Raw genomic sequence first — 23,843 nt, forward strand, 5'->3', positions numbered from 1 at the left:
GCCTCTGTCGTCGTGGCGCGGCCGTGTAGAATCTGTCCCATAGCGCGTCCTTTGATTCGGACGACAATGGTGCGCCATTAAAGCCTGAGATCAAACACCTAGGATCCATGCCGTGACATCCGCCGAGGAATACGATGGTGCAGAATCACCCGTTGCCGGCCGATGCGAAGAGGCACTCGATTCCGGTTGGTCGGAACACGGCCGCCAAGCAACGGCATGGATCCCAGGGCTCCGCAACGTCGCTTCGCTCCTGCTCCGCCCTAGGATGACGAAGTATGAGATGTCTCATGCGAATCTCGAATGTCTGCGATTGCCCTGACTAAATATGGATCGGCTTGAAGAACGTCGCCAGTGCCGCCTCCTTCACCGCTTCCGACATCGTCGGATGGGCGTGGCAGGTGCGGGCAAGGTCTTCCGACGAGCCGCCGAATTCCATCAGCACCGCCGCCTCATGGATCATCTCGCCTGCGCCGAAGCCGACGATGTGGACGCCGAGCACACGGTCGCTGGCCTTGTCGGCCAGGATCTTCACGAAGCCGTCGGTGTGCAGCATGGCGCGCGCCCGGCCATTGGCGCTGAACGGGAATTTTCCCGCCTTGTAGTCGATGCCGGCCTTCTTCAATTCTTCTTCGGTCTTGCCGACCGAAGCGATCTCCGGCGTGGTGTAGACGACGCTCGGGATCACCTCATAGTTCACATGGCCGGCCTGGCCGGCGATGGTCTCGGCCACCGCCACGCCCTCGTCCTCTGCCTTGTGGGCGAGCATCGGGCCGGCGATAACGTCGCCGATGGCGTAGATGCCGGGCACGTTGGTCCGGAGATGGCCGTCGGTCTTGACCCGGCCGCGCTCGTCAACGTCGACGCCTGCCTCCTTTAGCCCGAGAGCGTCCGAATAGGCCCGTCGTCCCGTGGCAATCAGCACGGCGTCCGCCTCGATCGTCTCGGCCGCCCCGCCTTTGACCGGCTCGAAGGTGACCGTCGCCCCCTTCTTGGCCTTGGCGACGCCGGTCACCTTGGTGCCCAGCCTGAACTCAAAACCTTGCTTCGACAGCAGGCGCTGGAATTGCTTCGAAACCTCGCCGTCCATGCCGCCCAGGATGGTGTCGAGAAACTCGACCACGGTGACCTTGGCGCCGAGCCGCGCCCATACCGAGCCGAGCTCCAGCCCGATGACGCCGCCGCCGACCACCACCAGATGGCCCGGCACCTTGTCCAGCGACAGGGCGCCGGTCGAGGATATGATCAACTTCTCGTCGATATCGACCTTGACGCCGGGAATGCCTGCGACGTCCGATCCGGTGGCAATGACGATGTTCTTGGCCTCGATCTCCTCGACCTTGCCGTCCTCAGAGGTCACCGACACCTTGCCGGCCGCAACCACTTTGCCGGTGCCGCGGAAGCTGTCGATCTTGTTCTTCTTGAACAGGAAGGCGACGCCATTGACGTTGGCCGCCACCGTCGCATCCTTGTGCGCCATCATCTTGCCGAGATTAAGCTTGGGCGCGCCGATTTCGACACCGAGCGTGTCGAAGGAATGGCCGGCCTCGGCGAACATCTCGGACGCGTGCAGCAGCGCCTTTGACGGGATGCAGCCGATGTTGAGGCAGGTGCCGCCGAAGGTCGGGTTCTTCTCGACCACCGCCGTCTTCAGCCCGAGCTGCGCCGCCTTGATGGCGCAGACATAGCCGCCCGGTCCCGATCCGATGATAACGACGTCATAGGCCATGATACTGTCCCCTTTGCTTTAGCGGCCGCCGCCGACTTCCAGAATGGCGCCTGTCGTATAGGACGCCTTGTCCGACAGCAGCCAGAGAATTGCAGCCGCGACTTCCTCGGCGGTGCCGGCGCGCTGCATCGGCACCACGCGGCCCATTTTCTCGGCGCGATCCGGCTGCCCGCCGGAGGCATGAATTTCGGTGTCGATGATGCCCGGGCTGACTATATTGACCCGGATGCCTTCCCCTGCCACTTCACGCGCCAGGCCGACAGAGAAGGTGTTGATCGCGTTCTTGGAGGCTGCGTAGTCGACATATTGACCTGCCCCGCCAAGCCTCGCCGCGATCGAAGACAGATTGACGACGGCGCCCCCCTTGCCGCCATGCCTGGTCGACATGCGCTTCACCGCTTCGCGCGCGCAAAGCATCGGCCCGATCACATTGATCCGCATCATCCGCTCGAGCCGCGCGAACGACATTTCGTCGACACGTGACAGGCTGTCGACGACACCGGCATTGTTGACCAGCGCGTCAAGCCCGCCAAAGCGGGCATCGACGGCCTCAAACATGGCCAACACATCCGTCTCGCTGCCGATATCGCCCCTGACCGCAACGGCTTCTCCGCCGCCGGCCTCTATGGCGGCGACCACGGTTTCGGCCGCTCGCACATTCGAGGCATAATTGACCGCAATGCGGTAGCCGGCCTTGGCGGCAAGCCTGCATGTGGCGGCGCCGATGCCGCGGCTGCCGCCGGTCACCAGCAGGATTTTTCCGCTCTCGCTCATTCCTGACATCCTTTCAGGGCAAAGACATCCCAGGGCACCTTGGAAAAGCCGTTGGCGCCATGGGCCGCCGACATCTGCAACGACGCTCCCAAGTCGGGAAGGATCAGCTTCTTCGGTGCATCCTTTCCTTCGCCCGGCAGCAACGCGATATTGCCCTGGTCGTCGGCACTGTAGATGACGCCCTCCCACACGGTGCAGGCGGCGAGCTCGTCGCCGGTGACATCGCCGGTCGGGCATTTGTACATCAGCGAGCCATGCGGCCGCGCCACGCCCTCCGTCCACATGACGATGCCGTCGAGCACGACGCCATTGTCGAGCACCATGTTGAAACTATTGGTGACGGTCGCCGACTCGCCGGTTGGCCTGAAATCGATCTCGCCGGCGTTTTCAGGATCGCCATAGACCGCGAGCTCGAGCGGACAGGCGGCGTGAGCGGCGGAGACCGTCTGGATACCGACCGCGCAGATCGCGACAAACAACCCCGACCGGAAACGAGAGCAACTCATCCGGTGGCGCAGATCCATTCTCCGGCTCACCCCAGCCGCCTCTAGAGGTCGAGCACCAGCCGCTCCGGATCCTCCAGGCTTTCCTTGACCCGCACCAGGAAGGTCACCGCTTCCTTGCCGTCGACGATGCGATGGTCATAGGAGAGCGCCAGATACATCATCGGCCGGATGACGATCTGGCCGCCAACCACCATCGGCCGCTCCTGGATCTTGTGCATGCCGAGAATGCCGGACTGCGGCGCATTGAGGATCGGCGTCGACATCAGCGATCCGTAAACGCCACCGTTGGAAATCGTAAACGTGCCGCCTTGCATATCGGCAACCGAGAGCTTGCCGTCGCGCGCCGCAAGCCCCAGCCTGCCGATTTCCTTCTCGATTTCGGCGATCGACATCTGGTCGGCATTGCGCACAACCGGCACGACAAGGCCCTTTTCGGTGCCGACGGCAACGCCGATATGGGCATAATTCTTGAAGATGATATCGGTGCCGTCGATCTCGGCATTGACCGACGGGATTTCCTTCAGCGCGTGGGTGACCGCCTTGGTGAAGAAGCCCATGAAGCCGAGCTTCACGCCATGCTTCTTCTCGAACACGTCCTTGTATTTGGTCCTCAGCGCCATCACCGCGCTCATGTCGACTTCGTTGAAGGTGGTCAGCATGGCGGCGGTCGATTGCGCTTCCTTGAGGCGGCGCGCGATGGTCTGGCGCAGCTTGGTCATGCGCACGCGCTCCTCGCGCGACGCGTCGTCTGCCGAGGACGGCGCGCGCGCGGCAACAGGTGCCGGCACAGGCACAGCCTTCGGCATTTCGGCCGGCTGCGACGGCGCGCCCCTGACGATCAGGTCGAGTACGTCGCCTTTCAGTACCTGGCCGCGCTTGCCCGAGCCCGAGACCTGGTCGACCGCGAGATTGTGCTCGGCCAACAGCTTTGCCGCCGACGGCGCCGGCGGCGTGGTGCGCGTCTCGATCGCTCCGGCGTCGCCGGCGATCTTGGCCGTCTCGGCCGCGGCCTGCTTGACGCTCGAGGCTGCTGTTGGAGCCGAGGCCTGCGACACCGCCTCCTGCTTCGTTGCCGGAGCGGCGGCAGCATTGGCTGCTGCGCCGGCGCCTGCCGAAATCGTGCCGAGCAGTGCACCGACGCCGACCGTCTCGCCTTCCTTGACGGCGATCTCGCTAAGCGTGCCCGCGGCGGCGGCCGGCACTTCCACCGTCACCTTGTCGGTTTCGAGCTCGACCAGCGGCTCATCGGCGGCGATCGCGTCGCCAACCTTCTTGAACCATTTGCCGATGGTCGCCTCGGTGACGGATTCACCAAGGGTCGGGACGCGGATTTCGGTAGCCATTGTGCCTGTCCGTTTCTTTCGGTTCTGTTTTATCCGCCCAGTTCTGTTCTATTCACCGAGCGCGTCGTCGAGCAAGGCGGCAAGCTGGGCAAGATGCTTCGACATCAATCCGGTCGCCGGCGAGGCGGCGGCCGGCCGCCCGGTATAGCGCACCCGCTGATGCTTGGCATCGATATGCGCCAGCACCCATTCGAGATACGGATCGATGAACGACCAGGCGCCCATGTTCTTGGGCTCCTCCTGGCACCACACCATCTCGGCATTGCGGAAGCGCAACAGTTCGGTGATCAGCGCCTTGGCCGGGAACGGATAGAGTTGCTCGACGCGCAGCAGGTAGATGTCGTTGATGCCGCGCTTCTCGCGCTCTTCGTAGAGGTCGTAATAAACCTTGCCCGAACAGAGCACGACACGGCGGATCTTCGAATCCTTGGTGAGCTTGATGGCCTGGCCCGACAGCAGCTGGGCGTCGTCCCACAACAGCCGGTGAAAGGCGCTTTCGCCCGACATCTCGGGCAGCGTCGACACCGCCCGTTTGTGGCGCAGCAGTGACTTCGGCGTCATCAGGATCAGCGGCTTGCGGAAGTCCCGCTTCAATTGCCGGCGCAATATGTGGAAGTAGTTGGCCGGCGTCGTGACGTTGGCGACCTGCATGTTGTCTTCGGCGCAAAGCTGCAGGAAGCGCTCGAGCCGGGCCGACGAATGCTCGGGCCCCTGGCCTTCATAGCCGTGCGGCAGCAGGCAGACGAGGCCCGACATTCTGAGCCACTTGCGCTCGCCCGACGAGATGAACTGGTCGAACACCACCTGGGCGCCATTGGCGAAGTCGCCGAACTGCGCTTCCCACAGCGTCAGCGCCTTCGGCTCGGCCAGCGAGTAGCCATATTCGAAGCCGAGCACGGCCTCTTCCGACAGCATCGAGTTGATGACCTCGAACCCGGCCTGCGCCGCCGACAGATTGTTGAGCGGAATGTAGCGGGTCTCGTCGCGCTGGTCGTACAGCACGGAATGGCGTTGCGAGAACGTGCCGCGCTCCGAATCCTGGCCGGACAGCCGGATCGGATTGCCGTCGAGCAGGATGGCGCCGAAGGCCAGCGCCTCGGCCGTCGACCAGTCGATGCCTTCGCCCGACTCGATTGCCTGGCGGCGGTTGTCGAGGAAGCGGATGATCGTCTTGTGCGCCTCGAAATCCTTCGGCACCTCGGTCAGCTTCTTGCCGATCTCCTTCAGCGTCTTGACCGGCACCGCGGTTTTGCCGCGCCGCTGTTCGTCCTGGTTGTCGGCCGAGCGCAGGCCGGACCATGCGCCGTCCAGCCAGTCCGCCTTGTTCGGCTTGTAATGCTGGCCGACCTCGAATTCGGATTCAAGATGCGCCCGCCAGTCGGCCTTCATCTTTTCGAACTCGGCCTGGCTGATGTGGCCTTCGGCAATCAGCCGGTCGGCATAGATCTGCACCGTCGTCTTCTGGTTGCGGATCTTGCGATACATGATCGGCTGAGTGAAAGCCGGCTCGTCGCCCTCATTGTGGCCGAAGCGGCGATAGCAGAACATGTCCACCACGACCGGCTTGTGGAACTTCATGCGGAATTCGATCGCCACCTTGGTGGCATGGACCACGGCTTCCGGATCGTCGCCGTTGACGTGGAAGATCGGCGCCTCGATCATCTTGGCGACATCCGACGGGTAGGGCGACGAGCGCGAGAAGCGCGGGTTGGTGGTGAAGCCGATCTGGTTGTTGATGATGAAATGCAGCGTGCCAGCGACGCGGTGGCCGCGCAGGCCCGACAGGCCGAGGATTTCGGCAATGACGCCCTGGCCGGCAAAGGCGGCGTCGCCATGCAACAGCAGCGGCAGCACTTTGGCACGCTCTTCCAGCGGCACGATCTCTTCGCGGCTGCGGCCGAACAGATAATCCTGCTTGGCGCGTGCCTTGCCCATCACCACCGGATCGACGATTTCCAGATGCGAGGGGTTGGCGGTCAGCGACAGATGCACCTTGTTGCCGTCGAACTCGCGGTCCGATGAGGCACCGAGATGGTACTTCACATCGCCCGAGCCTTCGACCTCGTCGGGTGCGGCCGAGCCGCCCTTGAACTCGTGGAAAATGGCGCGGTGCGGCTTGGCCATCACCTGCGACAGCACGTTCAGCCGGCCGCGATGCGCCATGCCAAGCACGATTTCCTTCATGCCGAGCTGGCCGCCGCGCTTGACGATCTGCTCCAGCGCCGGGATCAGCGACTCGCCGCCATCAAGGCCGAAGCGCTTGGTGCCCTTGTACTTGACGTCGATGAACTGCTCGAAGCCTTCGGCCTCGACCAGCTTTTGCAGGATCGCCTTCTTGCCGGCGGCGGTGAAGGATATCTCCTTGTCGGCGCCCTCGATGCGCGCCTGGATCCAGGCCTTCTCCTCGGGATCGGAAATATGCATGAATTCGACGCCGAGCGTCGAGCAATAGGTCCGGGTCAGGATATCGAGCATCTGCCGGATGGTGCCGAATTCGAGCCCGAGCACATTGTCGAGGAAGATCGGCCGGTCGTAGTCGGCTTCGGTGAAGCCGTAATTCTCCGGCGACAGCTCATTATAGTCCTCGAGCGGCTTGGCAATGCCGAGTGGATCGAGATTGGCATGCAGATGGCCGCGCATACGAAAGGCGCGGATCATCATGATGGCGCGGACGGAATCGCGCGTCGCCTGATGCACGTCGGCGTCGGAAAGGGCTGCACCGTTGCCGGCCGCTCTGTCCTTGACCTTCTTTTCGATGTGCTTTTCGACGAGGCCCCAATTGCCGTCGAGCGCCGAGACCAGCTCGCCATTCGCCTGCATCGGCCAGGAGGGCTTGGCCCATGAGGCGCCCTTGGCATTCCTGCGCACGTCGCCGGCGTCATCCTTCAGCGCCGCGAAGAAGTCCTGCCATTCGGGATCGACCGAAGCGGGATCGTCCTCATAGGCGGCATAGAGCGCGTCGATGTAATCGGCATTGCCGCCATAGAGGAAAGAGGTAAGCGAAAACTGGTCGTTGGCCTGATCTTGTCTTGCCATGTCACTGTCGAAGCTCTGGCTTCGTCTCCTTTTAAGTTAAAAGTGAATGGTGAATGGTGAATGGTGAATGGAAGAGGGGAACGCTCCCCGTTTGCACCGCTACCGTTTACTATTCACCATTCACCATTCACTGTCCTTTGATCGCCTCGACCAGCGTCGTGCCGAGCCTTGCCGGCGACGGCGAAACCTTGATACCGGCCGATTCCATCGCCGCGATCTTGTCTTCGGCGCCACCTTTGCCGCCGGAGATGACCGCCCCCGCATGACCCATGGTGCGGCCCGCCGGCGCGGTGCGCCCGGCGATGAAGCCGGCCATCGGCTTGCTGCGGCCGCGTTTGGCCTCGTTCTTGAGGAACTGCGCGGCGTCTTCCTCGGCCGAACCGCCGATCTCGCCGATCATGATGATCGATTTGGTCTCATCGTCGGCGAGGAACATCTCCAGCACGTCGATGAACTCCGTACCTTTGACCGGGTCGCCGCCGATGCCGACGGCGGTGGTCTGGCCGAGGCCGACATTGGTGGTCTGGAACACCGCCTCATAGGTAAGCGTTCCCGAGCGGGAAACAACGCCGACCGAGCCCTTGCGGAAGATGTTGCCGGGCATGATGCCGATCTTGCATTGGTCGGGTGTCAGCACGCCGGGGCAGTTCGGGCCGATCAGCCGCGACGTCGAGCGGTCGAGCCTTGCCTTGACCTTGATCATGTCCATCACCGGTATGCCTTCTGTGATGCAGACGATCAGCGGGATCTCGGCCTCGATCGCTTCCAGGATCGCTTCGGCGGCACCCGCCGGCGGCACATAGACGACGGAGGCATTGGCGCCGGTCCTGGCCTTGCCCTCGGCGACGGTGGCGAAGATCGGCAGTGCCTCGCCCTTGGCGCCGGTCCAGGTCTCGCCGCCCTTCTTGGGGTGAATGCCACCGACCATTTTTGTCCCGTGATAGGCGAGCGCCTGCTCGGTATGGAACGTGCCGGTCTTGCCGGTCAGGCCTTGCACCAGCACCTTGGTGTTCTTGTCGACGAGAATGGACATGGTGGTCCTTTTTAAAAACCGTTGATCGAGGAAGGCCGCGCGGTCATGATCACAACCGCCATGATCACAGCCGCTTGAGATCGGCGACGGTCAGGTCGCTCTTGGCGTTGCCGGTGTTGAGCGTCGTCGCCGGCTCGAACATCAGTACGACAGGTTCCTCGCTCAGCGAGCGCGGCCGATGCTCGACGGCGCGCGGCACGACGATGAACTCGCCGCTGCCGAGTTCCACCGTGCCGTCGCGGAAATCGATGGCGATGCGGCCGCGCAGCACGAGGAACGCCTCATCCTCGTTGTCATGCGCGTGCCAGTCGAAGACATCGCCGAATTTGGCGATCTTGACTTGGGCATCATTGACGTCGCCGGCAATATGCGGATCGAAGACCTTTTTGATCTTCTGATCCGCCGCCTCGATGAGATTTATCTTGTGCGGAGGCATTCTATGACCTCCGCCCTTGAAGTTCTGACTTCAGTTCGCGCAGCACGGCTACAATTTCTCGATTTGTCTCGCCGAGTTCACGAATAGCGGCCGCATTGTCGTGGCCGGCGAATTCCCGGGCGCGAACATATTGCTTAAGTGTGAGGAGACCCCAGATCCAGATCACCAGAAAAACTGCCAGCGGCAACCAGGCAATGATGTATCCCAGCAAGCTTTGCGTGACGTCCTGTTCCACCCTGTATTCTCCAGCTCAGTTAACGCCGAAAGCCACGATCGTCAGTATGCGCCAGATCAGCCCTTCACCGCCGCGACAATTTTCTTGGCCGCGTCATCAAGATCGTCTGCCGACACCACGTTCAGCCCGCTGTCGTTGATGATCTTCTTGCCGAGCTCGGCATTGGTGCCTTCCAGCCGCACCACCAGCGGCACCTGCAGCCCGACTTCCTTGACCGCGGCGATAACGCCCTCGGCGATAATGTCGCACTTCATGATGCCGCCGAAGATATTGATCAGGATGCCTTTGACCGCCGGATCCCTGGTGATGATCTTGAACGCCGCCGTCACCTTCTCCTTCGACGCGCCGCCGCCGACATCGAGGAAGTTGGCAGGCTCGGCGCCATAGAGCTTGATGATGTCCATCGTCGCCATGGCGAGGCCGGCGCCGTTGACCATGCAGCCGATATTGCCGTCGAGCGCGACATAGGCGAGGTCGTATTTCGACGCCTCGATCTCCTTCTCGTCCTCTTCCGTGGTGTCGCGCAATTCGAGCACGTCCGGGTGACGAAACAGCGCATTGTTGTCGAACGACACTTTGGCGTCGAGCACGCGCAGACGGCCGCTCCTCATGACGATCAGCGGGTTGACCTCGAGCAGGCTCATGTCCTTCTCGACAAACGCCTTGTAGAGGATCGGAAACAGCGTGTCGCCGTCCTTTGCCGCGTCGCCGTCGAGCTTCAGCGCGGCATTGAGCTTCTTCAAATCCTCCGCAGTCACGCCCTTTTCCGGGTCGATGGCGACGGTGATGATCTTTTCCGGCGTGTCGTGGGCGACCGCCTCGATGTCCATGCCGCCCTCGGTCGAGACGACGAAGGCGACGCGGCCGACCGAGCGGTCGACCAGGATCGACAGATAGAGCTCGCGCTCGATGTCGGCGCCGTCCTCGATATAGAGCCGGTTGACCTGCTTGCCGGCTGGGCCGGTCTGCTTGGTGACCAGCGTATGGCCGAGCATCTCCTTGGCGTTGGCGACGACCTCGGCCACCGACTTCGCCAGCCTGACACCGCCCTTGGCATCGGGGCCGAGCTCCCTGAACTTGCCCTTGCCGCGGCCGCCGGCATGGATCTGGCTCTTGACCACATAGAGCGGGCCGGGCAGCGCCTTGGCGGCGGCTTCCGCCTCGCTCGCCTTGAACACCGGCACGCCCTCGGCCACCGGTGCGCCAAAGCCCTTCAGCAGCGCCTTGCCCTGATACTCATGGATGTTCATGCGCTATGTCTCCAGCTTGCTTGGCGGGCTTACTTGCCGGCTTATTTGGCCGCGAGATGCGGAGCGATCTTGACGCACGCGTCGCACAGGCCCTGCACCGCCGCCACCGAATTGTCGAACATCTTCTGCTCGGGCTTGCTGAGCTCGATCTCGATGATGCGTTCGACGCCGCCGGCGCCGATCACCACGGGAACGCCGACATAGGTGTTCTTGACCCCGTATTGGCCGGAAAGATAGGCAGCACAGGGCAGCACCCGCTTCTTGTCCTTGAGATAGGCTTCGGCCATCGCGATGGCCGAGGCAGCCGGCGCGTAGAAGGCCGAGCCGGTCTTGAGCAGGCCGACGATCTCGGCGCCGCCGTCGCGGGTGCGCTGCACGATCTGATCGAGCCGCTCCTTCGAGGTCCAGCCCATTTTGATGAGGTCGGGCAGCGGGATGCCGGCAACCGTCGAATAGCGGATCATCGGCACCATGGAATCACCGTGGCCGCCGAGCACGAAGGCCGTGACATCCTCGACCGAGACCTTGAATTCCTCGGCCAGGAAATAGCGGAAGCGCGAGCTGTCGAGCACGCCAGCCATGCCGACGACATGGCTCTTCGGCAGGCCGGAAAACTTCTGCAGCGCCCACACCATGGCGTCGAGCGGATTGGTGATGCAGATGACGAAGGCTTTCGGCGCGTATTTCTTGAGGCCGGCGCCGACCTGCTCCATCACCTTCAAATTGATGCCCAGAAGATCGTCGCGGCTCATGCCGGGCTTGCGCGGCACGCCGGCGGTGACGATGCAGACGTCGGCGCCCTCGATGCCGGCATAGTCGTTGACGCCGGTCAGCCTGGAGTCGAACCCGTCAACCGGCGACGACTGCGCTATATCAAGCCCCTTGCCTTGCGGGATGCCCTCGGCGATATCGAACAGCACGACGTCGCCGAGATCCTTGAGGCCGACCATGTGGGCGAGCGTGCCGCCGATCATGCCCGAGCCGATGAGCGCTATCTTGTTGCGTGCCATGTCAGGATGTTTTCCCTTTGACTATGACGGCGCCCAAATCTTAACGATTTGATGACGGCGTCGGAGGAAGAGGCCGGAATGCTGCAGGAACCGTGAAATTCGCCGCACGCAATAGCCCCGGCCGCACCAAAATTCAAACGATTATTTTGGAGTGAGGAATTTCAATCGGTTAGAAACAATGGGAATTACGTAAACGTCAAAATTGTAAGGCCGACTAGAGGAGTTCTACACAATGGCGCCCAAAATCAGAAGGCTGTTTCCCGGCGATGACGCCCTTGTGATGCGGGTTGCCGACGAGGTGTTCGACGAGGCATTTGGTCCTTTTCTGCGCTTGGTTCAAGGTCGGGCGATCCTTCGCACCCTATCCTAGGTTCTGCACCGCAGCGCTAGCCTTGAGCCTGCCGCGCCTCCGGCGACGGCGCCCTGTGCCTTTCCGCCCAATCCGCCAGCCAATCGTGGCTCTGCATCTCGATCAGCCGCGATGCCGTGCGCTCGAACTCGAAGACCTCGTTGCCGCGCTTGGCCGTATAGAGCTGCGGCGGCGGCGCCGCGGCGCTTACCACCAGCCGCACATGATGGTCGTAAAGTGTGTCGATCAGCAGGATGAAGCGCTTGGCTTCATTGCGCTTGCCTTCACCGAGCACCGGCACATGGTCGATGAAAATGGTCGAGAAGCGGCCGGCAATGGCAAGATAGTCTCGGGCGCCGAGCGGCCTCTCGCAGAGCTCGGCGAAGGAAAACCGCGCAGCCTCGCCGGCGGCCCGCGGCACCACGACGTGCCGGCCCTTCACCGTCAGCATCGTCTCGGCCGTCGGCCTGCCATGCGTCATCGCCTGCCAGGCGTCGTCGAGCGCATGGTCGGCTGCGGCATCGGCCGGGGTGATGTAGACCGGCATGCGGCCGAGCTTGTCGAGGCGGTAATCCTTGTCGGCGTCCAGCGCCAGCACCTGCGCGTGGCGCTCCAGCATGCCGACAAACGGCAAAAACAGCTGGCGATTCAGCCCATCGCGATAGAGGTCCTGCGGCGCGACATTGGAGGTGGCGACCAGCACGACGCCATTGGCAAACAGCGCCGAAAACAGCCTGGACAGGATCATCGCATCGGCGATGTCGGTGACGGAGAACTCGTCGAAGCACAGCACCCAGGCTTCCTCGGCCAGCGCCCGCGCCACCGGTGGGATCGGATCGTCCTCCTTGGCCGTGCCGTTCTTGCGAGCCTGCCGGTGCTTCTGGATGCGGTCCTGCACGTCGGCCATGAAATCGTTGAAGTGCACACGGCGCTTGCGCCGCACCGGCAGCAGCTCGAAGAACATGTCCATCAGCATGGTCTTGCCGCGGCCTACGCCGCCATGGATGTAGAGGCCCTTGACCGCCTCGTGCACCTCGCGCTTGCGGGCGAACAGCCAGCCCAGCGCGCTCGACTTATGCGCCAGCCGCTTTGCCGATGTCTCGTCGATCAGCCGGTCGAGAGCAGCAGCGACCCGCTCCTGCACCGGGTCGCGTCCGATGGCGCCCGTCTCGACCAGATGGTCGTAGCGCTGCTTGACGGTCGCATGGGTCTGGAGGCCGTCACGCAGATGCATCGGTCACGTCGTTGTCGAGGCGGTTGGTCTTCCCTGTCTTCTTTGCCTACCTTGTAAGCGAGATCGGCAGGCCGTTGGAAGTCTGGCCGTCGAATTTCTCGCCGCCCGAGGAATAGAGCCGTGCCAGCGTGCCGCCATTCTCGTCATAGAGCGTCAACTGCTTGCCGCCGACGTTCCAAGATTTGATGCCGTCGAGCGGGGCCGGGCAATGCAGCGGTCCGGCGCGATAGCCCGAGCCGAATTTGGTCTGCGGCGTCGCCACCTGGCAGCTCTGGCCGGACACGCTTGCCTTCCACACGCCGGCGACGCTGGAGGCGGTAAGGTCGGCCGCGCCGGCCGGAGCCGTCCCGTCCGGCGGCAGCGACGCTATCTGCGTGTTCTGCGGCGCGGTCGGAAATTTCGATGGGTCGGCCGGGCCGGGCGTCGCCGGCGGCGGCAGCTGGTTTGCGGTTACCTTGCCGGCGGGCGCAGCTTCCAGCGGCGCCGGCTGTTGCTCGTCCATCGATGAGAACCGTGAGGTTGAACAGCCGCTCGCGACGAGTGCGGCCAGCGATACGGCCAGCAGGCCGGTTTTCGAAAATTTCATTCTTCAACCTCCGTCGGATCCGGCCGGGGGTGCCGTCCGCGCAATGTCCCCCCACCAAGATGGAGAAGGTGGCGAAATTTCAACCCGATATGGTTAAAATACGGTTTGCGCCGCTAATGTTGCAAATTTATCGCAAAATGCACATTGCCTGAATTGCGTTACGCCTTGGCATCTGGCCGCACCCCGACCCTTTGCATTCCTGGCGCGCCCGTCAAATGCTTGCGCCGGCCGGCGTCGGCATTATCTCTTGGCGATCAGCAAACTGCAGGAGCCGATTTCTTGGCCGCGAGAAAAAGAGCCGCCAATCGCTATTATAGCGGCCCGCCCAGCGATCATTTCGACGGCACCTTGTTCTTCAACCCCGACGGCCGGCCGCCGGGTCGCTTTGCCGATCTCTTGAAATGGCAATTGAGTGGCGAACGCTCGAAATGGCCGGCGGCGAATCCGAGCCCGTTTCCGCCGGCAAGACCGGTCGAGCGGATCGATGGTGCTGCGCTGCGCCTCACCATGGTCGGTCATTCCTCGCTGCTCGTCCAGACAGCCGGCCTGAACATCCTGACCGACCCGGTCTGGTCGTCGCGCGTCTCGCCGCTCTCCTTCGCCGGGCCGAAACGCGTCAATCCACCGGGCATCGCCTTTTCTCATTTGCCGCCGATCGACCTCGTCCTGGTCAGCCACAACCATTACGACCATCTCGACCTCGCCACGCTGAAGCGTCTGAAGACAAGGCACGATCCGCTGCTGCTGACGCCGCTCGGCAACGATACCATCATCGACGCTGCCGTCTCCGGCATGCGGCTTTCCGCGCATGACTGGGGCGACCGGGTCGATATCGGCAATGGCGCCGCCGTGCATGTCGAGCCGGTACATCACTGGTCGGCCCGCGGCACCCGCGACCGGCGCATGGCGCTGTGGGCGGGTTTCGTCGTCGAGACACCAGGCGCAAAGATCTATTTCGCCGGAGATACCGGTTTCCACGGCGGCATCAACTACCGGCTGATGGCCGAAAAGCACGGCGGCTTCCGCCTCGCCATCCTGCCGATCGGCGCCTATGAGCCGCGCTGGTTCATGGCGCCGCATCACCAGGATCCGGAGGAGGCGGTGCAAGGCATGCTTTTGTGCGACGCCGCCTATGCCGCCGGCTGCCACTGGGGCACGTTCCGGCTCACCAACGAACCGATCGACGAGCCGGCCAGAAAACTCGGCGAAGCGCTCGATGCTGCCGGCCTGCCGCAGCAACGTTTTCGCGCCTTGCGGCCGGGGGAAGTCTGGGACGTGCCGGCGGTCTAGGAGGCCGGCGGAACCCAAGGCCTCGCAGAAGCGTTTGTAGGTGTTCAAACCTGTCGGCTGCGAGGTAATCTCTTATGATCAAGTGGATCATCATTCTTTTGATTGTCGCGGCCGCGGCAAGCCTGCTCGGCATGCCGGCACTGGCCGGAGCCGCCGCGACCGGCGCCCGCATCCTCATCGGCATCGTGCTGATCATCTTCCTGCTGATCGTGCTTGGCGTCTTCGCGGTGACCTGAAAAGCATGCCGCACTGGTAATTTCTGCCGCTATCCGCCATATAGGCGCCAAACCGGCAAGAGACCTTTCGATCGATGGCAAGTGTGGCCCCTTTCGCCAAGATGAACGGCATCGGCAACGAGATCATCGTTGCCGATATGCGCGGTCGCGCCGATCGCGTGACGCCTGCGGCAGCCATCGCGCTTAATGCCGACGCCGCGACCAAATTCGACCAGATCATGGCGATCCACGACGCCAGGACGCCGGGCACCGCCTTTTTCATCGACATCTTGAATTCGGACGGCACCAGCGCGCAGGCCTGCGGCAACGGCATGCGCTGCGTCGTCCAGGCGCTCGCCGCCGAGACCGGCCAGAAGACCTTCGCCTTCGAGACCGTTGCCGGCATTCTCAATGCCGAAGAACACGCCGACGGGCTGATCTCGGTTGACATGGGCAAGCCGCGCTTCGGCTGGCAGGATATTCCGCTGGCCGAGGAATTCCGTGACACCCGCATGATCGAACTGCAGATCGGCCCGATCGATGCGCCGGTACTGCATTCGCCGTCGGTCGTCTCGATGGGCAATCCGCACGCCATTTTCTGGGTCGACCGCGACGTCTGGTCCTATGAACTCGAGCGCTTCGGCCCGCTGCTCGAAAACCACCCGATCTTCCCCCAGCGCGCCAACATCACCATCGCGCAGGTGACCTCGCCCGAGACAATGGTCATCCGCACCTGGGAGCGCGGCGCCGGCCTGACCAAGGCTTGCGGCACGGCCTCGTGCGCCGCCGTGGTTGCAGCAGCCCGCACCAGGTGCACCGGCCGCAGCGTCACGCTGACGACGCCCGGCGGCGGCTCGCTGCATGTCCTGTGGCGCGACGACGACCACGTCATCCTGACCGGTGCCGCCGAATGGGAATTTTCCGGCAGCTTCGATCCGTCGACCGGCGTGTGGGCGCGCGACACCGAAAGCGCCGCCTGATGGCCCCTCTTGCCAACAGGGGTGTCGACGTCGTCACCTTCGGCTGCCGGCTGAACACCTATGAATCCGAGGTGATGCGGCGCGAGGCGGAAAGTGCCGGCCTCGGTAGCCTCGAAGGCGGCGCCATCATCTTCAACACCTGCGCCGTCACCGGCGAGGCGGTGCGCCAGGCCAAGCAGTCGATCCGAAAAGCCCGCCGCGAGAACCCCGCCGCCCGCATCATCGTCACCGGCTGCGCGGCGCAGACCGAGCCACAGGATTTCGTTGCCATGCACGAGGTCGATCTCGTCCTCGGCAATGAGGAGAAGCTGAACGCCCATTCCTATCGCGCGCTGCCGGATTTCGGCGTCAACGACACCGAGAAGGCCCGCGTCAACGATATTTTTTCGGTACGCGAGACGGCCGCCCACATGGTCGACGCCATCGAGGGCCGGGCGCGCGCCTTCGTCCAGGTGCAGAACGGCTGCGACCACCGCTGCACCTTCTGCATCATTCCCTACGGTCGCGGCAATTCGCGCTCGGTGCCGATGGGCGCCGTGGTCGAGCAGGTCAAGCGGCTCACTGGCAATGGTTATGCCGAGATCGTGCTGACCGGCGTCGACATGACCAGTTTTGGCGCCGACCTGCCGGGCGCACCGAAGCTCGGCAAACTGGTCAAGACGATCCTGAAGCAGGTGCCCGACGTGAAACGCCTGCGGCTTTCCTCCATCGATTCGATCGAGGCCGATGACGATCTGTTGGACGCCATCGCCTCCGAGCCCAGGCTGATGCCGCATCTGCATCTGTCGCTGCAATCGGGTGACGACATGATCCTGAAGCGGATGAAGCGCCGGCACAGCCGCGACCAGTCGATCCGCTTTTGCGAGGATGTGCGCAAACTGCGCCCGGGCATCGTTTTCGGCGCAGACATCATCGCTGGCTTCCCGACCGAGACGGACGCCATGTTCGAAAACTCGGAAAAAATTGTTGAGGAGTGCGGCCTGACGCATCTCCATGTCTTCCCGTTTTCGCCGCGCCAGGGCACGCCCGCCGCGCGCATGCCGCAGCTTCGCCGCGAAATGGTCAAGCAGCGCGCGGCACGCCTGCGCACCGCCGGCGAGGCCGCCTACCGCCATCACCTTTCGGCACTTGCCGGCACGCGCCAGTCGATCCTGGTCGAGCGCGACGGGCTCGGCCGCACCGAAGGCTTTACGCTGGCCACGGTCTCTGCCGGCGCGCCGGGCGACATTGTCGAGGCTGATATTGCCGGCCATGACGGCACCCGCCTGATCGCCGCGCCGCTTGCCGCCCGCGCCGCCTGAGAGCGCAAGACATGGCTGGGTTTTTCAAGAAGATATTTTCGTTCGGCAAGAAGGAAGTCGTCGAGGAGCGGCCCGACGAGACCGCACCGCTGCCGCCAATCAAATGGGACGCACTGGAGGCGCTGAAGCCCGCCGCCGAGCAGCCCGTCCCGGAATTCCTGAAACGCAGCGAGCCTCAGCCTGAGGCCGAAGCCGCACCGGCGGTCGAGCCGGAGGCCCCTTCTGCGCCGGAGCCTCCGCCTGTCGAAGAGCCGAAGCCCGAGCCCGCTCCGACCATTTCCCCCGAGCCAGACATTCAGCCGGCGCCGGAAACGCCTGTTGAGGAGCCGGAGGAAATCCCGGCCGGGCTTGTTATTCCGGAGCCAATCCCAGAGCGGAAGCAGCCTGAGACCGTCCAGACTGAGCTTCCGTCATCCGAAGCTGGCGCCGCCCCTCATCCTCCTGCCGGCACCTTCTCCCCGTATAGGGACGGGGAGAAGGGAGCTGATCTTGACGCCGAAGCCCCTTTCACAGACGCCGAAGAAGAAGCTGCAACGCTGACGCCCCCCTCTCCCCGTCCTTCACGGGGAGAGGGTAAGGGTAAGGGTGAGGGGCAGCGCCAACCTGCGCAAGACGCGGCACCGACTGCCGAAGTTAAGCCAACGTCACCTGCGCCCGAAGCACCGCCCGCCGAAATCCCGCCCCCGATCCGCCAGCCGGCGCCGGTCGAGACGAAGCCGACGCTGGCCGAGATCGCGCCCGAACCAGAGGCCATTCCACAGCCATCGCCGGAGCCAAAACCCGCTCCGGGCAAGGTGACCGTAACCAAGAAGGTCGAGCAGAAGGCCGAGCCGCGGAAGGCGCTCGAACCGGCGCCGAGGCGCTCCTGGTTCCAGCGCATGCGAGACGGGCTTGCCCGCTCTTCCAAGGAGTTGTCAGGCAACATCGCCGGCGTCTTCACCAAGCGGAAACTTGACGAGGACACGCTGCAGGACCTGGAGGATGTGCTGATCCGCGCCGATCTCGGCATGGAGACGGCTCTGCGGGTTACCGACGCGCTCTCCGCCAGCCGCTACGGCAAGGACGTCTCCGACACCGAAGTCCGCGCCATCATGGCGGCCGAGGTGGAGAAGGTGCTGACCCATGTCGCCATGCCGCTGGAACTCGATCTCAGCCACAAGCCGCATGTCATCCTGGTCGTCGGTGTCAACGGCACCGGCAAGACCACGACCATCGGCAAGCTGGCGGCAAAGCTGACCGATGGCGGCCTCTCGGTGATGCTCGCCGCGGGCGACACTTTCCGCGCCGCAGCGATCGAGCAGCTGAAGATCTGGGGCGAGCGCACCAACTCGCCGGTCATTGCCTCGAAGCTTGGCGCCGACGCCGCCGGCCTCGCCTACGATGCCTTCGAGCGGGCGAAAGAGGCCGGCTCCGACGTGCTGATAATCGACACCGCCGGGCGGCTGCAGAACAAGATCGAACTGATGGCGGAACTGGAAAAGATCGTCCGCGTGCTGGGCAAGCTCGATCCGGCGGCGCCGCACACCGTGCTGCAGACGGTCGATGCCACCACCGGCCAGAACGCGCTCAACCAGGTCGAGATCTTCCGCAATGTCGCCGGCGTCAACGGCCTGGTGATCACCAAGCTGGACGGAACGGCGCGTGGCGGTATTCTGGTGGCGATCGCGGCGCGGCACAAATTGCCGGTCTATTTCATCGGCGTCGGCGAACAGGTCGACGACCTCGAACCCTTTTCCGCAAGCGAATTCGCCAGGGCGATCGCTGGCGTGGCTTGACGAGCATGATCCCGAAAAGTTGCAGACTTTTTGGATTGGATCATGCGTAAGAAGGATCCCATGAGCCCACCCATCCTCGAACGCGACCCGTCCGATCCGCGACGCAAGGCGTTGAACCCCGGCCTGAAATTCCTGCTCGAGCTCGGGCCTGGTCTGGTGTTCTTTTTCACCACCATCCGCGGCGCGTGGCTTGTCGGGAAATTTCCGATCCTCAGCCATATCGGCGAGCCTATCCTGATTGCCACAGCGTTCTTTATGGTGGCGACGGCGCTGTCGCTCAGCGTTTCGTGGATTTTGACGCGCAGCTGGCCGATCATGCCGCTGGTGTCGGCCATCGTGGTGTTTGTGTTTGGCGCGCTGGCGCTGTGGCTTCAGGACAAGACCTTCGCTTTCATGAAGCCGACAATCATCAACAGTTTGTTCGGCATCACGCTTCTTGGCGGGTTGGCGTTTGGCAGATCGCTGTTGGGCTATGTCTTTGATTCCGCCTTCAATCTCGACGCCGAAGGCTGGCGCAAGCTCACTTTCCGATGGGGGTTTTTCTTCCTTTTTCTGGCTGCGCTGAACGAGGTCGTATGGCGTAATTTTTCTGAGGAAACCTGGCTTTATTTCAAGGTCTGGGGCACGATTCCCATTACACTTGTCTTCACGTTGAGCCAAATGCCGTTGATCCTGCGCCATTCGCTCGAGGACAAGGCCGCCAAGGAAGAGAAGGCCGGCAAATAGACGAGGAGAGGGGCATGGAATTCATCACCACGCGCGAAGAGCTGAGGACGATCTACAAGACGCCTCGGCCGACCGACGGCTCGATCCGCAAGGAATTGAAGGCATTGGACGGCCACTGCCGTTCCTTCATCGGCAAGAGCCCGTTCGTGCTGATCGGCTCGTCCGACGGCGCCGGCAATGCCGATGTGACGCCGAAGGGCGACAGGCCGGGCTTTGTAGCAGTGCTCGACGAGAAGACCGTCGCCATCCCGGACCGGCCCGGCAACAACCGGCTCGACACGCTGGAGAACATCCTTCTCAATCCCTCGATCGGGCTGCTCTTCCTCATTCCCGGCATGAACGAAACGCTGCGTGTCAATGGCGATGCCCGCATCACCGTCGATGCGGCATTGCGTGAGCGGCTGGCGGTCGACGGCAAGGCGCCGCAAAGCGTCGTCGTGGTGACGGTCAAGGCCGCCTACATGCATTGCGCCAAGGCTTTCATGCGCTCCGAACTGTGGAAGCCGGAGAGCTGGTACGACCGCGCGACGCTGCCGACGCTCGGCCAGATCCTGCGCGACCAACTGGCGCTCGCCGAAACGGCGGAGGCGACCGACCGCTGGCTGGACGAGGATTACAAGCAGACCATGTGGTAGCGTGCCCGGCAACGAATCGCCCAAGCCGGTCTCCATTCCTTTGCTGAACATTCTCGCCATCTCCGGCAGCCTGCGCGCCGCCTCGACCAATTCGGCCCTGGTCGCGGCCCTCGCGCAAAACGCGCCACCGGGTTGCCGCGTTTCCGTTTATGACGGGCTTGGGCGGCTGCCGATCTTCAATCCCGACGACGAAGGCGAGCGGACGCCGCCGCAAGCATCGGCGCTGATCGATGCCGTCACCTGCGCCGACGGCGTCATCATCTCTTGCCCTGAATATGCCCATGGCGTGCCAGGCGGCCTGAAAAACGCGCTCGACTGGCTGGTGTCGCGCGATGCCGCCGTCGGCAAGCCGGCCCTGCTGGTCCACACCTCGCCGCGCTCGCTGTTTGCCCGCGCCGCGCTGGTCGAGATCATGCGGACCATGTCTTTCCAGCTTTACGAGGAAGCGCCGCTGGAAATCGCCCTGCTCGGCAGGAAGCCGGATGACGTGGGAACCATTCTGTTGGAGCCGGCAAACCGGCTGGCAATGCGTGACGCGCTTTCGGCCTTCGCGGACTTCATTCGCACGCGTTGAGTGACGGGCCACCGTGCTTTCGTCATCCTAGGGCGGAGCAAGGAGCGACGCGACGCGGCGCAGACCCTGGGATGACGAAGCTAGGGGCTGCGGCCATCTGCAGTGCCGCGGGATTAGCCCTTGCCGCGCAGCGTCTCGACATCGGTCTTGCCAACAAACCAATCGCGTGCATTGACCTCTTCGAAGACCACCCAGACGTCATTGTTGGTCAGGCCGGTGGCGCCGACGATCGCCTCGGTCACCTGGGCAGCGATCGCTGCCTTCTTGCCGGCCGGGTCGGCGGCAATCGCTTCCTTGACGATGCGGATGTTCACAAACGGCATGGCGTCCCTCCCTGGATATTGTCAGCTCAATAGGTTCTGGCGCCGTTGACCATCAGCCGGACCATGTAGAGCGAGGTCGTGCCGGCGATGTAGAGGCAGTTCAGCTTGTTGCCGCCGAACACGCAATTGGCGACGACTTCCGGCACCTTGACCTTGCCGATCAGCGTCCCGTCGGGATCATAGCAATGGACGCCGTCAGCGGCACTGGTCCAGATGCGCCCGTCCGCATCCAGCCTGAAACCGTCAAACAGGCCGGCGGTGCAGTCGGCAAAGACCTTCTCGCCGGACACCGTCTTGCCACCTTGGCCGACATTGAACACCCGGATGTGCGCCGGGTTTTGCGCACCATGCGTGCGGCCGGTATCGGCGACATAGAGCTTGCTCTCGTCAAGCGAGAAGGCGAGCCCGTTGGGCCTGACCATGTCGGTAATGACGGCCTCGGTCTCGCCGGTGCCGGGATCGACCCGGTAGACATGGCAGGCGCCGATCTCGCTTTCGGCCTTGTCGCCCTCGTAATCGGTATCGATGCCGTAGCTCGGGTCGGTGAACCAGATCGAGCCATCGGACTTGACCACCGCGTCATTGGGCGAGTTCAGCCGCTTGCCGCGCCATTTGTCGGCGATGGTGATGACCGAGCCGTCATGCTCGGTGCGGCTGACGCGGCGGCCGGAATGCTCGCAAGTGACCAGCCGGCCTTGCCGGTCGACGGTGTTGCCGTTGGAATTGCCCGACGGCTGACGGAACACGCTGACGCCGCCGTCGGTCTCGTCGTAGCGCAGCATGCGATTGTTCGGGATGTCGGACCAGACGACATAGCGCCCGGCCGCAAACCAGGCCGGCCCCTCCGCCCAGCGGCAGCCGGTAAACAGCCTGTCCACCTGTGCATTGCCGTTGAACAGCCGCGCAAAGCGCGGATCGAGAACTTCGTAGAATTCGGCGGCCATGGTTCCTCCCGGTATTCAGTCGCTGGCGAGGCACGATCAAGCCAGCCTGCGATCGATATGGCAAGATCGATGATGCGTTAGAAGCTTTATGGGAGCGGATGCTGGCCCGGACGGCAGGTCGCATCCCGTTAACCGGCTATGCGCCCAGCGCAATGGTGCATTGCAACATCTTATTTTTGCAACGCACCATAACTATGTCATGCTCCGTATCGATCAAGGGAGGAACAAACGGCCGCAAAATGCGGCGCAAAAGGAAACTCGCTATGATCATCGACAGCCTCATGAGCCGCGCTCGCGCCAGCATCGCCAAGCGCCGGCATTACAACCGCCTCGTCGCCGAAATCGACAGCTTCACCAGCCGCGACCTCGCCGACATGCGCGCCGACCGCAGCGAAATGCTCTACCAGATCCACAAGCAGATCTACGGCTGAATCTTCGGTCGAGTAACTCGGCCGCGCCTCGGCGCGTTGAGATTCAGGTCAGGCCGAGTCGAAAAATGGTGGATTCCGAGAACCGGAGCGGAGCGTACTTTGGGTACGCGAGCATCGGAAGCGCAGGAAACCGCCATTTGCAGGCCGGCATCACCTGAATATCAACGCGCCGTCAGCGCCTTCTCGATCTCCGGCAAAAGCAGCGTCTGCGCCGAGTCCGGCGTCAGCGGTCCGACATGCTTATAGGCGATCTTGCCGTCTTTGCCGACGACGAAGGTTTCCGGCACGCCGTAGACGCCCCAGTCGATCGCCGCGCGGCCGGCCGCGTCGACGCCGATCGCCTGAAACGGATTGCCTAAATCGCCGAGGAACCGACGGGCGTTTTCCGGCTGATCCTTGTAGTTCAGCGCGGCCATGACGAAGCGTCTGTCCTGCGACAGCGCCAGCAGCACCGGATGTTCTTCCCGGCACGGCGCGCACCAGGATGCGAAGACGTTGACCAGCGTCACCTTGCCGGCGAACTGTTTCGAATCGAGGCCCGGCAAATTGGTTCCCTCGAGCGGCGGGAGGTTGGTCTGCGGCGCTGGCAGGCCGATCAGCGCCGACGGCACCTCCGAAACGTCGCGCCCGGACAAAAGCTGCGCCAGGAACAATCCCGCCAGCCCGAGAAAGACCAGCAGCGGCACCAGCACGATCAGGCGGCGGCGCGCCGGTGTTTCCGTTTCCGTGCTCATGATTTTGCTGCCTTATCGGAGCGCCGGCGCACGCCGGACGCCTCCAGCTCGGCGAGCTCTCGCTTGCGGCCGCGCTGGTCGAGCAGGATCCAGCCGATCAGCCCGGCCAGCACCACGGCCGTGATCGCATACGCGGTGGTCACATAAAGCGCATGCACGCTCATGCTTTTCGCTCCGCGCCGCCTGCCAACCGGGCCTCTTCGCCTCGTTCCAACATGTCTTCCTTTAACGCCGCGCTCTCGGCTCGGCAATCGGCCGCCATGCCGCAGCCGTAAACTGAAGCCGGCGCCTAATTGTTTGATCTCAGGTTTTAATGGCGCACCATTGTCGTCCGAATCAAAGGACGCGCTATGGGACAGATTCTACACGGCCGCGCCACGACGACAGAGGCGGTCCG

General features: G+C 63.3%; 26 protein-coding genes. 10 read left to right on the forward strand and 16 right to left on the reverse strand.

Annotated elements, in window-relative coordinates:
• Positions 1-319 precede the first annotated feature (319 nt).
• The 10 genes from lpdA to mdh all read right to left on the reverse strand — a co-directional run bounded on the left by lpdA (position 320) and on the right by mdh (position 11,349).
• Positions 320-1,726, reverse strand: coding sequence for a dihydrolipoyl dehydrogenase (gene lpdA / locus NKJ94_RS33450; RefSeq protein WP_352531576.1), 1,407 nt, complete (start codon positions 1,724-1,726; stop codon positions 320-322).
• Positions 1,727-1,744: 18 nt separating this feature from the next.
• Positions 1,745-2,500: an SDR family oxidoreductase gene (locus NKJ94_RS33455; protein ID WP_352531578.1), complete on the reverse strand. Its 756-nt coding sequence runs from the start codon at positions 2,498-2,500 to the stop codon at positions 1,745-1,747.
• Positions 2,497-3,024, reverse strand: coding sequence for a hypothetical protein (locus tag NKJ94_RS33460; protein WP_352531580.1), 528 nt, complete (start codon positions 3,022-3,024; stop codon positions 2,497-2,499). Before NKJ94_RS33460 ends, NKJ94_RS33455 begins: the two co-directional genes overlap by 4 nt.
• Before the next feature lie 23 nt (positions 3,025-3,047).
• Positions 3,048-4,349, reverse strand: a complete 1,302-nt coding sequence (gene odhB, locus NKJ94_RS33465) for a 2-oxoglutarate dehydrogenase complex dihydrolipoyllysine-residue succinyltransferase (protein ID WP_352531582.1) — start codon at positions 4,347-4,349, stop codon at positions 3,048-3,050.
• A gap of 48 nt (positions 4,350-4,397) precedes the next feature.
• A complete protein-coding gene (locus tag NKJ94_RS33470; RefSeq protein ID WP_352531584.1) occupies positions 4,398-7,385 on the reverse strand; it encodes a 2-oxoglutarate dehydrogenase E1 component in 2,988 nt (995 codons plus the stop codon).
• Between the two features lie 127 nt (positions 7,386-7,512).
• Positions 7,513-8,418 carry a succinate--CoA ligase subunit alpha gene (gene sucD / locus NKJ94_RS33475; protein WP_352531586.1) on the reverse strand — a complete coding sequence of 302 codons (906 nt, stop codon included), beginning with the start codon at positions 8,416-8,418 and terminating at the stop codon, positions 7,513-7,515.
• A gap of 64 nt (positions 8,419-8,482) precedes the next feature.
• Positions 8,483-8,854 (reverse strand): cupin domain-containing protein, encoded by a 372-nt coding sequence (locus NKJ94_RS33480; RefSeq protein ID WP_352531588.1) that lies wholly within the window; start codon positions 8,852-8,854, stop codon positions 8,483-8,485.
• A 1-nt stretch (position 8,855) separates the two neighbouring features.
• On the reverse strand, positions 8,856-9,089 hold the full coding sequence (locus NKJ94_RS33485; protein ID WP_352531590.1) for a hypothetical protein: 234 nt from the start codon (positions 9,087-9,089) through the stop codon (positions 8,856-8,858).
• Positions 9,090-9,145: 56 nt separating this feature from the next.
• Positions 9,146-10,339, reverse strand: coding sequence for an ADP-forming succinate--CoA ligase subunit beta (gene sucC, locus NKJ94_RS33490; RefSeq protein ID WP_352531592.1), 1,194 nt, complete (start codon positions 10,337-10,339; stop codon positions 9,146-9,148).
• Between the two features lie 41 nt (positions 10,340-10,380).
• The gene (gene mdh, locus NKJ94_RS33495; protein WP_352531594.1) at positions 10,381-11,349 is read right to left on the reverse strand and encodes a malate dehydrogenase; all 969 of its coding nucleotides are present in this window, start codon (positions 11,347-11,349) and stop codon (positions 10,381-10,383) included.
• A 232-nt stretch (positions 11,350-11,581) separates the two neighbouring features.
• Here mdh and NKJ94_RS33500 point away from each other — a divergent pair, with 232 nt between their 5' ends.
• On the forward strand, positions 11,582-11,719 hold the full coding sequence (locus NKJ94_RS33500; RefSeq protein WP_352531596.1) for a hypothetical protein: 138 nt from the start codon (positions 11,582-11,584) through the stop codon (positions 11,717-11,719).
• Positions 11,720-11,735: 16 nt separating this feature from the next.
• Here NKJ94_RS33500 and zapE read toward each other — a convergent pair whose 3' ends face one another.
• Positions 11,736-12,932: a cell division protein ZapE gene (gene zapE / locus NKJ94_RS33505; RefSeq protein ID WP_352531598.1), complete on the reverse strand. Its 1,197-nt coding sequence runs from the start codon at positions 12,930-12,932 to the stop codon at positions 11,736-11,738.
• 46 nt (positions 12,933-12,978) lie between these two features.
• Complete coding sequence (locus tag NKJ94_RS33510; protein WP_352531600.1) at positions 12,979-13,518, reverse strand: protease inhibitor Inh/omp19 family protein; 540 nt, start codon at positions 13,516-13,518, stop codon at positions 12,979-12,981.
• A gap of 279 nt (positions 13,519-13,797) precedes the next feature.
• On the opposite strand from NKJ94_RS33510, the gene NKJ94_RS33515 reads away from it, so the two are divergent.
• The 8 genes from NKJ94_RS33515 to NKJ94_RS33550 all read left to right on the forward strand — a co-directional run bounded on the left by NKJ94_RS33515 (position 13,798) and on the right by NKJ94_RS33550 (position 21,014).
• Positions 13,798-14,808, forward strand: a complete 1,011-nt coding sequence (locus NKJ94_RS33515; protein WP_352531602.1) for an MBL fold metallo-hydrolase — start codon at positions 13,798-13,800, stop codon at positions 14,806-14,808.
• 74 nt (positions 14,809-14,882) lie between these two features.
• Complete coding sequence (locus NKJ94_RS33520; RefSeq protein WP_066991727.1) at positions 14,883-15,044, forward strand: DUF1328 family protein; 162 nt, start codon at positions 14,883-14,885, stop codon at positions 15,042-15,044.
• A gap of 74 nt (positions 15,045-15,118) precedes the next feature.
• A complete protein-coding gene (gene dapF, locus NKJ94_RS33525) occupies positions 15,119-16,003 on the forward strand; it encodes a diaminopimelate epimerase (RefSeq protein WP_352531606.1) in 885 nt (294 codons plus the stop codon).
• Complete coding sequence (mtaB, locus tag NKJ94_RS33530) at positions 16,003-17,304, forward strand: tRNA (N(6)-L-threonylcarbamoyladenosine(37)-C(2))-methylthiotransferase MtaB (protein ID WP_352531608.1); 1,302 nt, start codon at positions 16,003-16,005, stop codon at positions 17,302-17,304. The genes dapF and mtaB overlap by 1 nt, the downstream gene beginning before the upstream one ends.
• 11 nt (positions 17,305-17,315) lie before the next feature.
• Positions 17,316-19,079 carry a signal recognition particle-docking protein FtsY gene (gene ftsY, locus NKJ94_RS33535; RefSeq protein ID WP_352531610.1) on the forward strand — a complete coding sequence of 588 codons (1,764 nt, stop codon included), beginning with the start codon at positions 17,316-17,318 and terminating at the stop codon, positions 19,077-19,079.
• Positions 19,080-19,139: 60 nt separating this feature from the next.
• Positions 19,140-19,805: a septation protein A gene (locus NKJ94_RS33540; RefSeq protein WP_352531612.1), complete on the forward strand. Its 666-nt coding sequence runs from the start codon at positions 19,140-19,142 to the stop codon at positions 19,803-19,805.
• A gap of 14 nt (positions 19,806-19,819) precedes the next feature.
• Positions 19,820-20,440: a pyridoxamine 5'-phosphate oxidase family protein gene (locus NKJ94_RS33545; RefSeq protein ID WP_352531614.1), complete on the forward strand. Its 621-nt coding sequence runs from the start codon at positions 19,820-19,822 to the stop codon at positions 20,438-20,440.
• Positions 20,441-20,480: 40 nt separating this feature from the next.
• Positions 20,481-21,014 (forward strand): NADPH-dependent FMN reductase, encoded by a 534-nt coding sequence (locus tag NKJ94_RS33550; protein ID WP_352531626.1) that lies wholly within the window; start codon positions 20,481-20,483, stop codon positions 21,012-21,014.
• Positions 21,015-21,127: 113 nt separating this feature from the next.
• Here the strand turns inward: NKJ94_RS33550 and NKJ94_RS33555 are convergent, their stop codons facing one another.
• Positions 21,128-21,337, reverse strand: coding sequence for a tautomerase family protein (locus NKJ94_RS33555; RefSeq protein WP_352531616.1), 210 nt, complete (start codon positions 21,335-21,337; stop codon positions 21,128-21,130).
• A gap of 26 nt (positions 21,338-21,363) precedes the next feature.
• A complete protein-coding gene (locus tag NKJ94_RS33560) occupies positions 21,364-22,281 on the reverse strand; it encodes an SMP-30/gluconolactonase/LRE family protein (RefSeq protein ID WP_352531618.1) in 918 nt (305 codons plus the stop codon).
• Between the two features lie 263 nt (positions 22,282-22,544).
• Between NKJ94_RS33560 and NKJ94_RS33565 the strand changes: the two genes are divergently transcribed.
• Positions 22,545-22,712: a hypothetical protein gene (locus NKJ94_RS33565; RefSeq protein WP_352531620.1), complete on the forward strand. Its 168-nt coding sequence runs from the start codon at positions 22,545-22,547 to the stop codon at positions 22,710-22,712.
• A gap of 161 nt (positions 22,713-22,873) precedes the next feature.
• On the opposite strand, the gene NKJ94_RS33570 is transcribed toward NKJ94_RS33565, so the two are convergent.
• Together NKJ94_RS33570 and ccmD are read right to left on the reverse strand one after the other, a co-directional pair.
• Positions 22,874-23,446 (reverse strand): DsbE family thiol:disulfide interchange protein, encoded by a 573-nt coding sequence (locus NKJ94_RS33570; protein ID WP_352531622.1) that lies wholly within the window; start codon positions 23,444-23,446, stop codon positions 22,874-22,876.
• Entirely contained in the window at positions 23,443-23,610 is a 168-nt protein-coding gene (gene ccmD, locus NKJ94_RS33575; protein ID WP_352531624.1) for a heme exporter protein CcmD, read from the reverse strand. Before ccmD ends, NKJ94_RS33570 begins: the two co-directional genes overlap by 4 nt.
• Between the last annotated feature and the right edge of the window lie 233 nt (positions 23,611-23,843).

It is taken from the genome of Mesorhizobium sp. M0060 (assembly GCF_040323155.1).
Lineage (GTDB): Bacteria > Pseudomonadota > Alphaproteobacteria > Rhizobiales > Rhizobiaceae > Mesorhizobium.

What these genes read in the sequence shown, in the direction of transcription:
- lpdA (WP_352531576.1), bottom strand. Translation starts at nt 1,726, where the DNA reads ATGGCCTATGACGTCGTTATCATCGGATCGGGACCGGGCGGCTATGTC.
- NKJ94_RS33455 (WP_352531578.1), bottom strand. Translation starts at nt 2,500, where the DNA reads ATGAGCGAGAGCGGAAAAATCCTGCTGGTGACCGGCGGCAGCCGCGGC.
- NKJ94_RS33460 (WP_352531580.1), bottom strand. Translation starts at nt 3,024, where the DNA reads ATGGATCTGCGCCACCGGATGAGTTGCTCTCGTTTCCGGTCGGGGTTG.
- odhB (WP_352531582.1), bottom strand. Translation starts at nt 4,349, where the DNA reads ATGGCTACCGAAATCCGCGTCCCGACCCTTGGTGAATCCGTCACCGAG.
- NKJ94_RS33470 (WP_352531584.1), bottom strand. Translation starts at nt 7,385, where the DNA reads ATGGCAAGACAAGATCAGGCCAACGACCAGTTTTCGCTTACCTCTTTC.
- sucD (WP_352531586.1), bottom strand. Translation starts at nt 8,418, where the DNA reads ATGTCCATTCTCGTCGACAAGAACACCAAGGTGCTGGTGCAAGGCCTG.
- NKJ94_RS33480 (WP_352531588.1), bottom strand. Translation starts at nt 8,854, where the DNA reads ATGCCTCCGCACAAGATAAATCTCATCGAGGCGGCGGATCAGAAGATC.
- sucC (WP_352531592.1), bottom strand. Translation starts at nt 10,339, where the DNA reads ATGAACATCCATGAGTATCAGGGCAAGGCGCTGCTGAAGGGCTTTGGC.
- mdh (WP_352531594.1), bottom strand. Translation starts at nt 11,349, where the DNA reads ATGGCACGCAACAAGATAGCGCTCATCGGCTCGGGCATGATCGGCGGC.
- NKJ94_RS33500 (WP_352531596.1), top strand. Translation starts at nt 11,582, where the DNA reads ATGGCGCCCAAAATCAGAAGGCTGTTTCCCGGCGATGACGCCCTTGTG.
- zapE (WP_352531598.1), bottom strand. Translation starts at nt 12,932, where the DNA reads ATGCATCTGCGTGACGGCCTCCAGACCCATGCGACCGTCAAGCAGCGC.
- NKJ94_RS33510 (WP_352531600.1), bottom strand. Translation starts at nt 13,518, where the DNA reads ATGAAATTTTCGAAAACCGGCCTGCTGGCCGTATCGCTGGCCGCACTC.
- NKJ94_RS33520 (WP_066991727.1), top strand. Translation starts at nt 14,883, where the DNA reads ATGATCAAGTGGATCATCATTCTTTTGATTGTCGCGGCCGCGGCAAGC.
- dapF (WP_352531606.1), top strand. Translation starts at nt 15,119, where the DNA reads ATGGCAAGTGTGGCCCCTTTCGCCAAGATGAACGGCATCGGCAACGAG.
- mtaB (WP_352531608.1), top strand. Translation starts at nt 16,003, where the DNA reads ATGGCCCCTCTTGCCAACAGGGGTGTCGACGTCGTCACCTTCGGCTGC.
- ftsY (WP_352531610.1), top strand. Translation starts at nt 17,316, where the DNA reads ATGGCTGGGTTTTTCAAGAAGATATTTTCGTTCGGCAAGAAGGAAGTC.
- NKJ94_RS33540 (WP_352531612.1), top strand. Translation starts at nt 19,140, where the DNA reads ATGAGCCCACCCATCCTCGAACGCGACCCGTCCGATCCGCGACGCAAG.
- NKJ94_RS33545 (WP_352531614.1), top strand. Translation starts at nt 19,820, where the DNA reads ATGGAATTCATCACCACGCGCGAAGAGCTGAGGACGATCTACAAGACG.
- NKJ94_RS33555 (WP_352531616.1), bottom strand. Translation starts at nt 21,337, where the DNA reads ATGCCGTTTGTGAACATCCGCATCGTCAAGGAAGCGATTGCCGCCGAC.
- NKJ94_RS33560 (WP_352531618.1), bottom strand. Translation starts at nt 22,281, where the DNA reads ATGGCCGCCGAATTCTACGAAGTTCTCGATCCGCGCTTTGCGCGGCTG.
- NKJ94_RS33565 (WP_352531620.1), top strand. Translation starts at nt 22,545, where the DNA reads ATGATCATCGACAGCCTCATGAGCCGCGCTCGCGCCAGCATCGCCAAG.
- NKJ94_RS33570 (WP_352531622.1), bottom strand. Translation starts at nt 23,446, where the DNA reads ATGAGCACGGAAACGGAAACACCGGCGCGCCGCCGCCTGATCGTGCTG.
- ccmD (WP_352531624.1), bottom strand. Translation starts at nt 23,610, where the DNA reads ATGAGCGTGCATGCGCTTTATGTGACCACCGCGTATGCGATCACGGCC.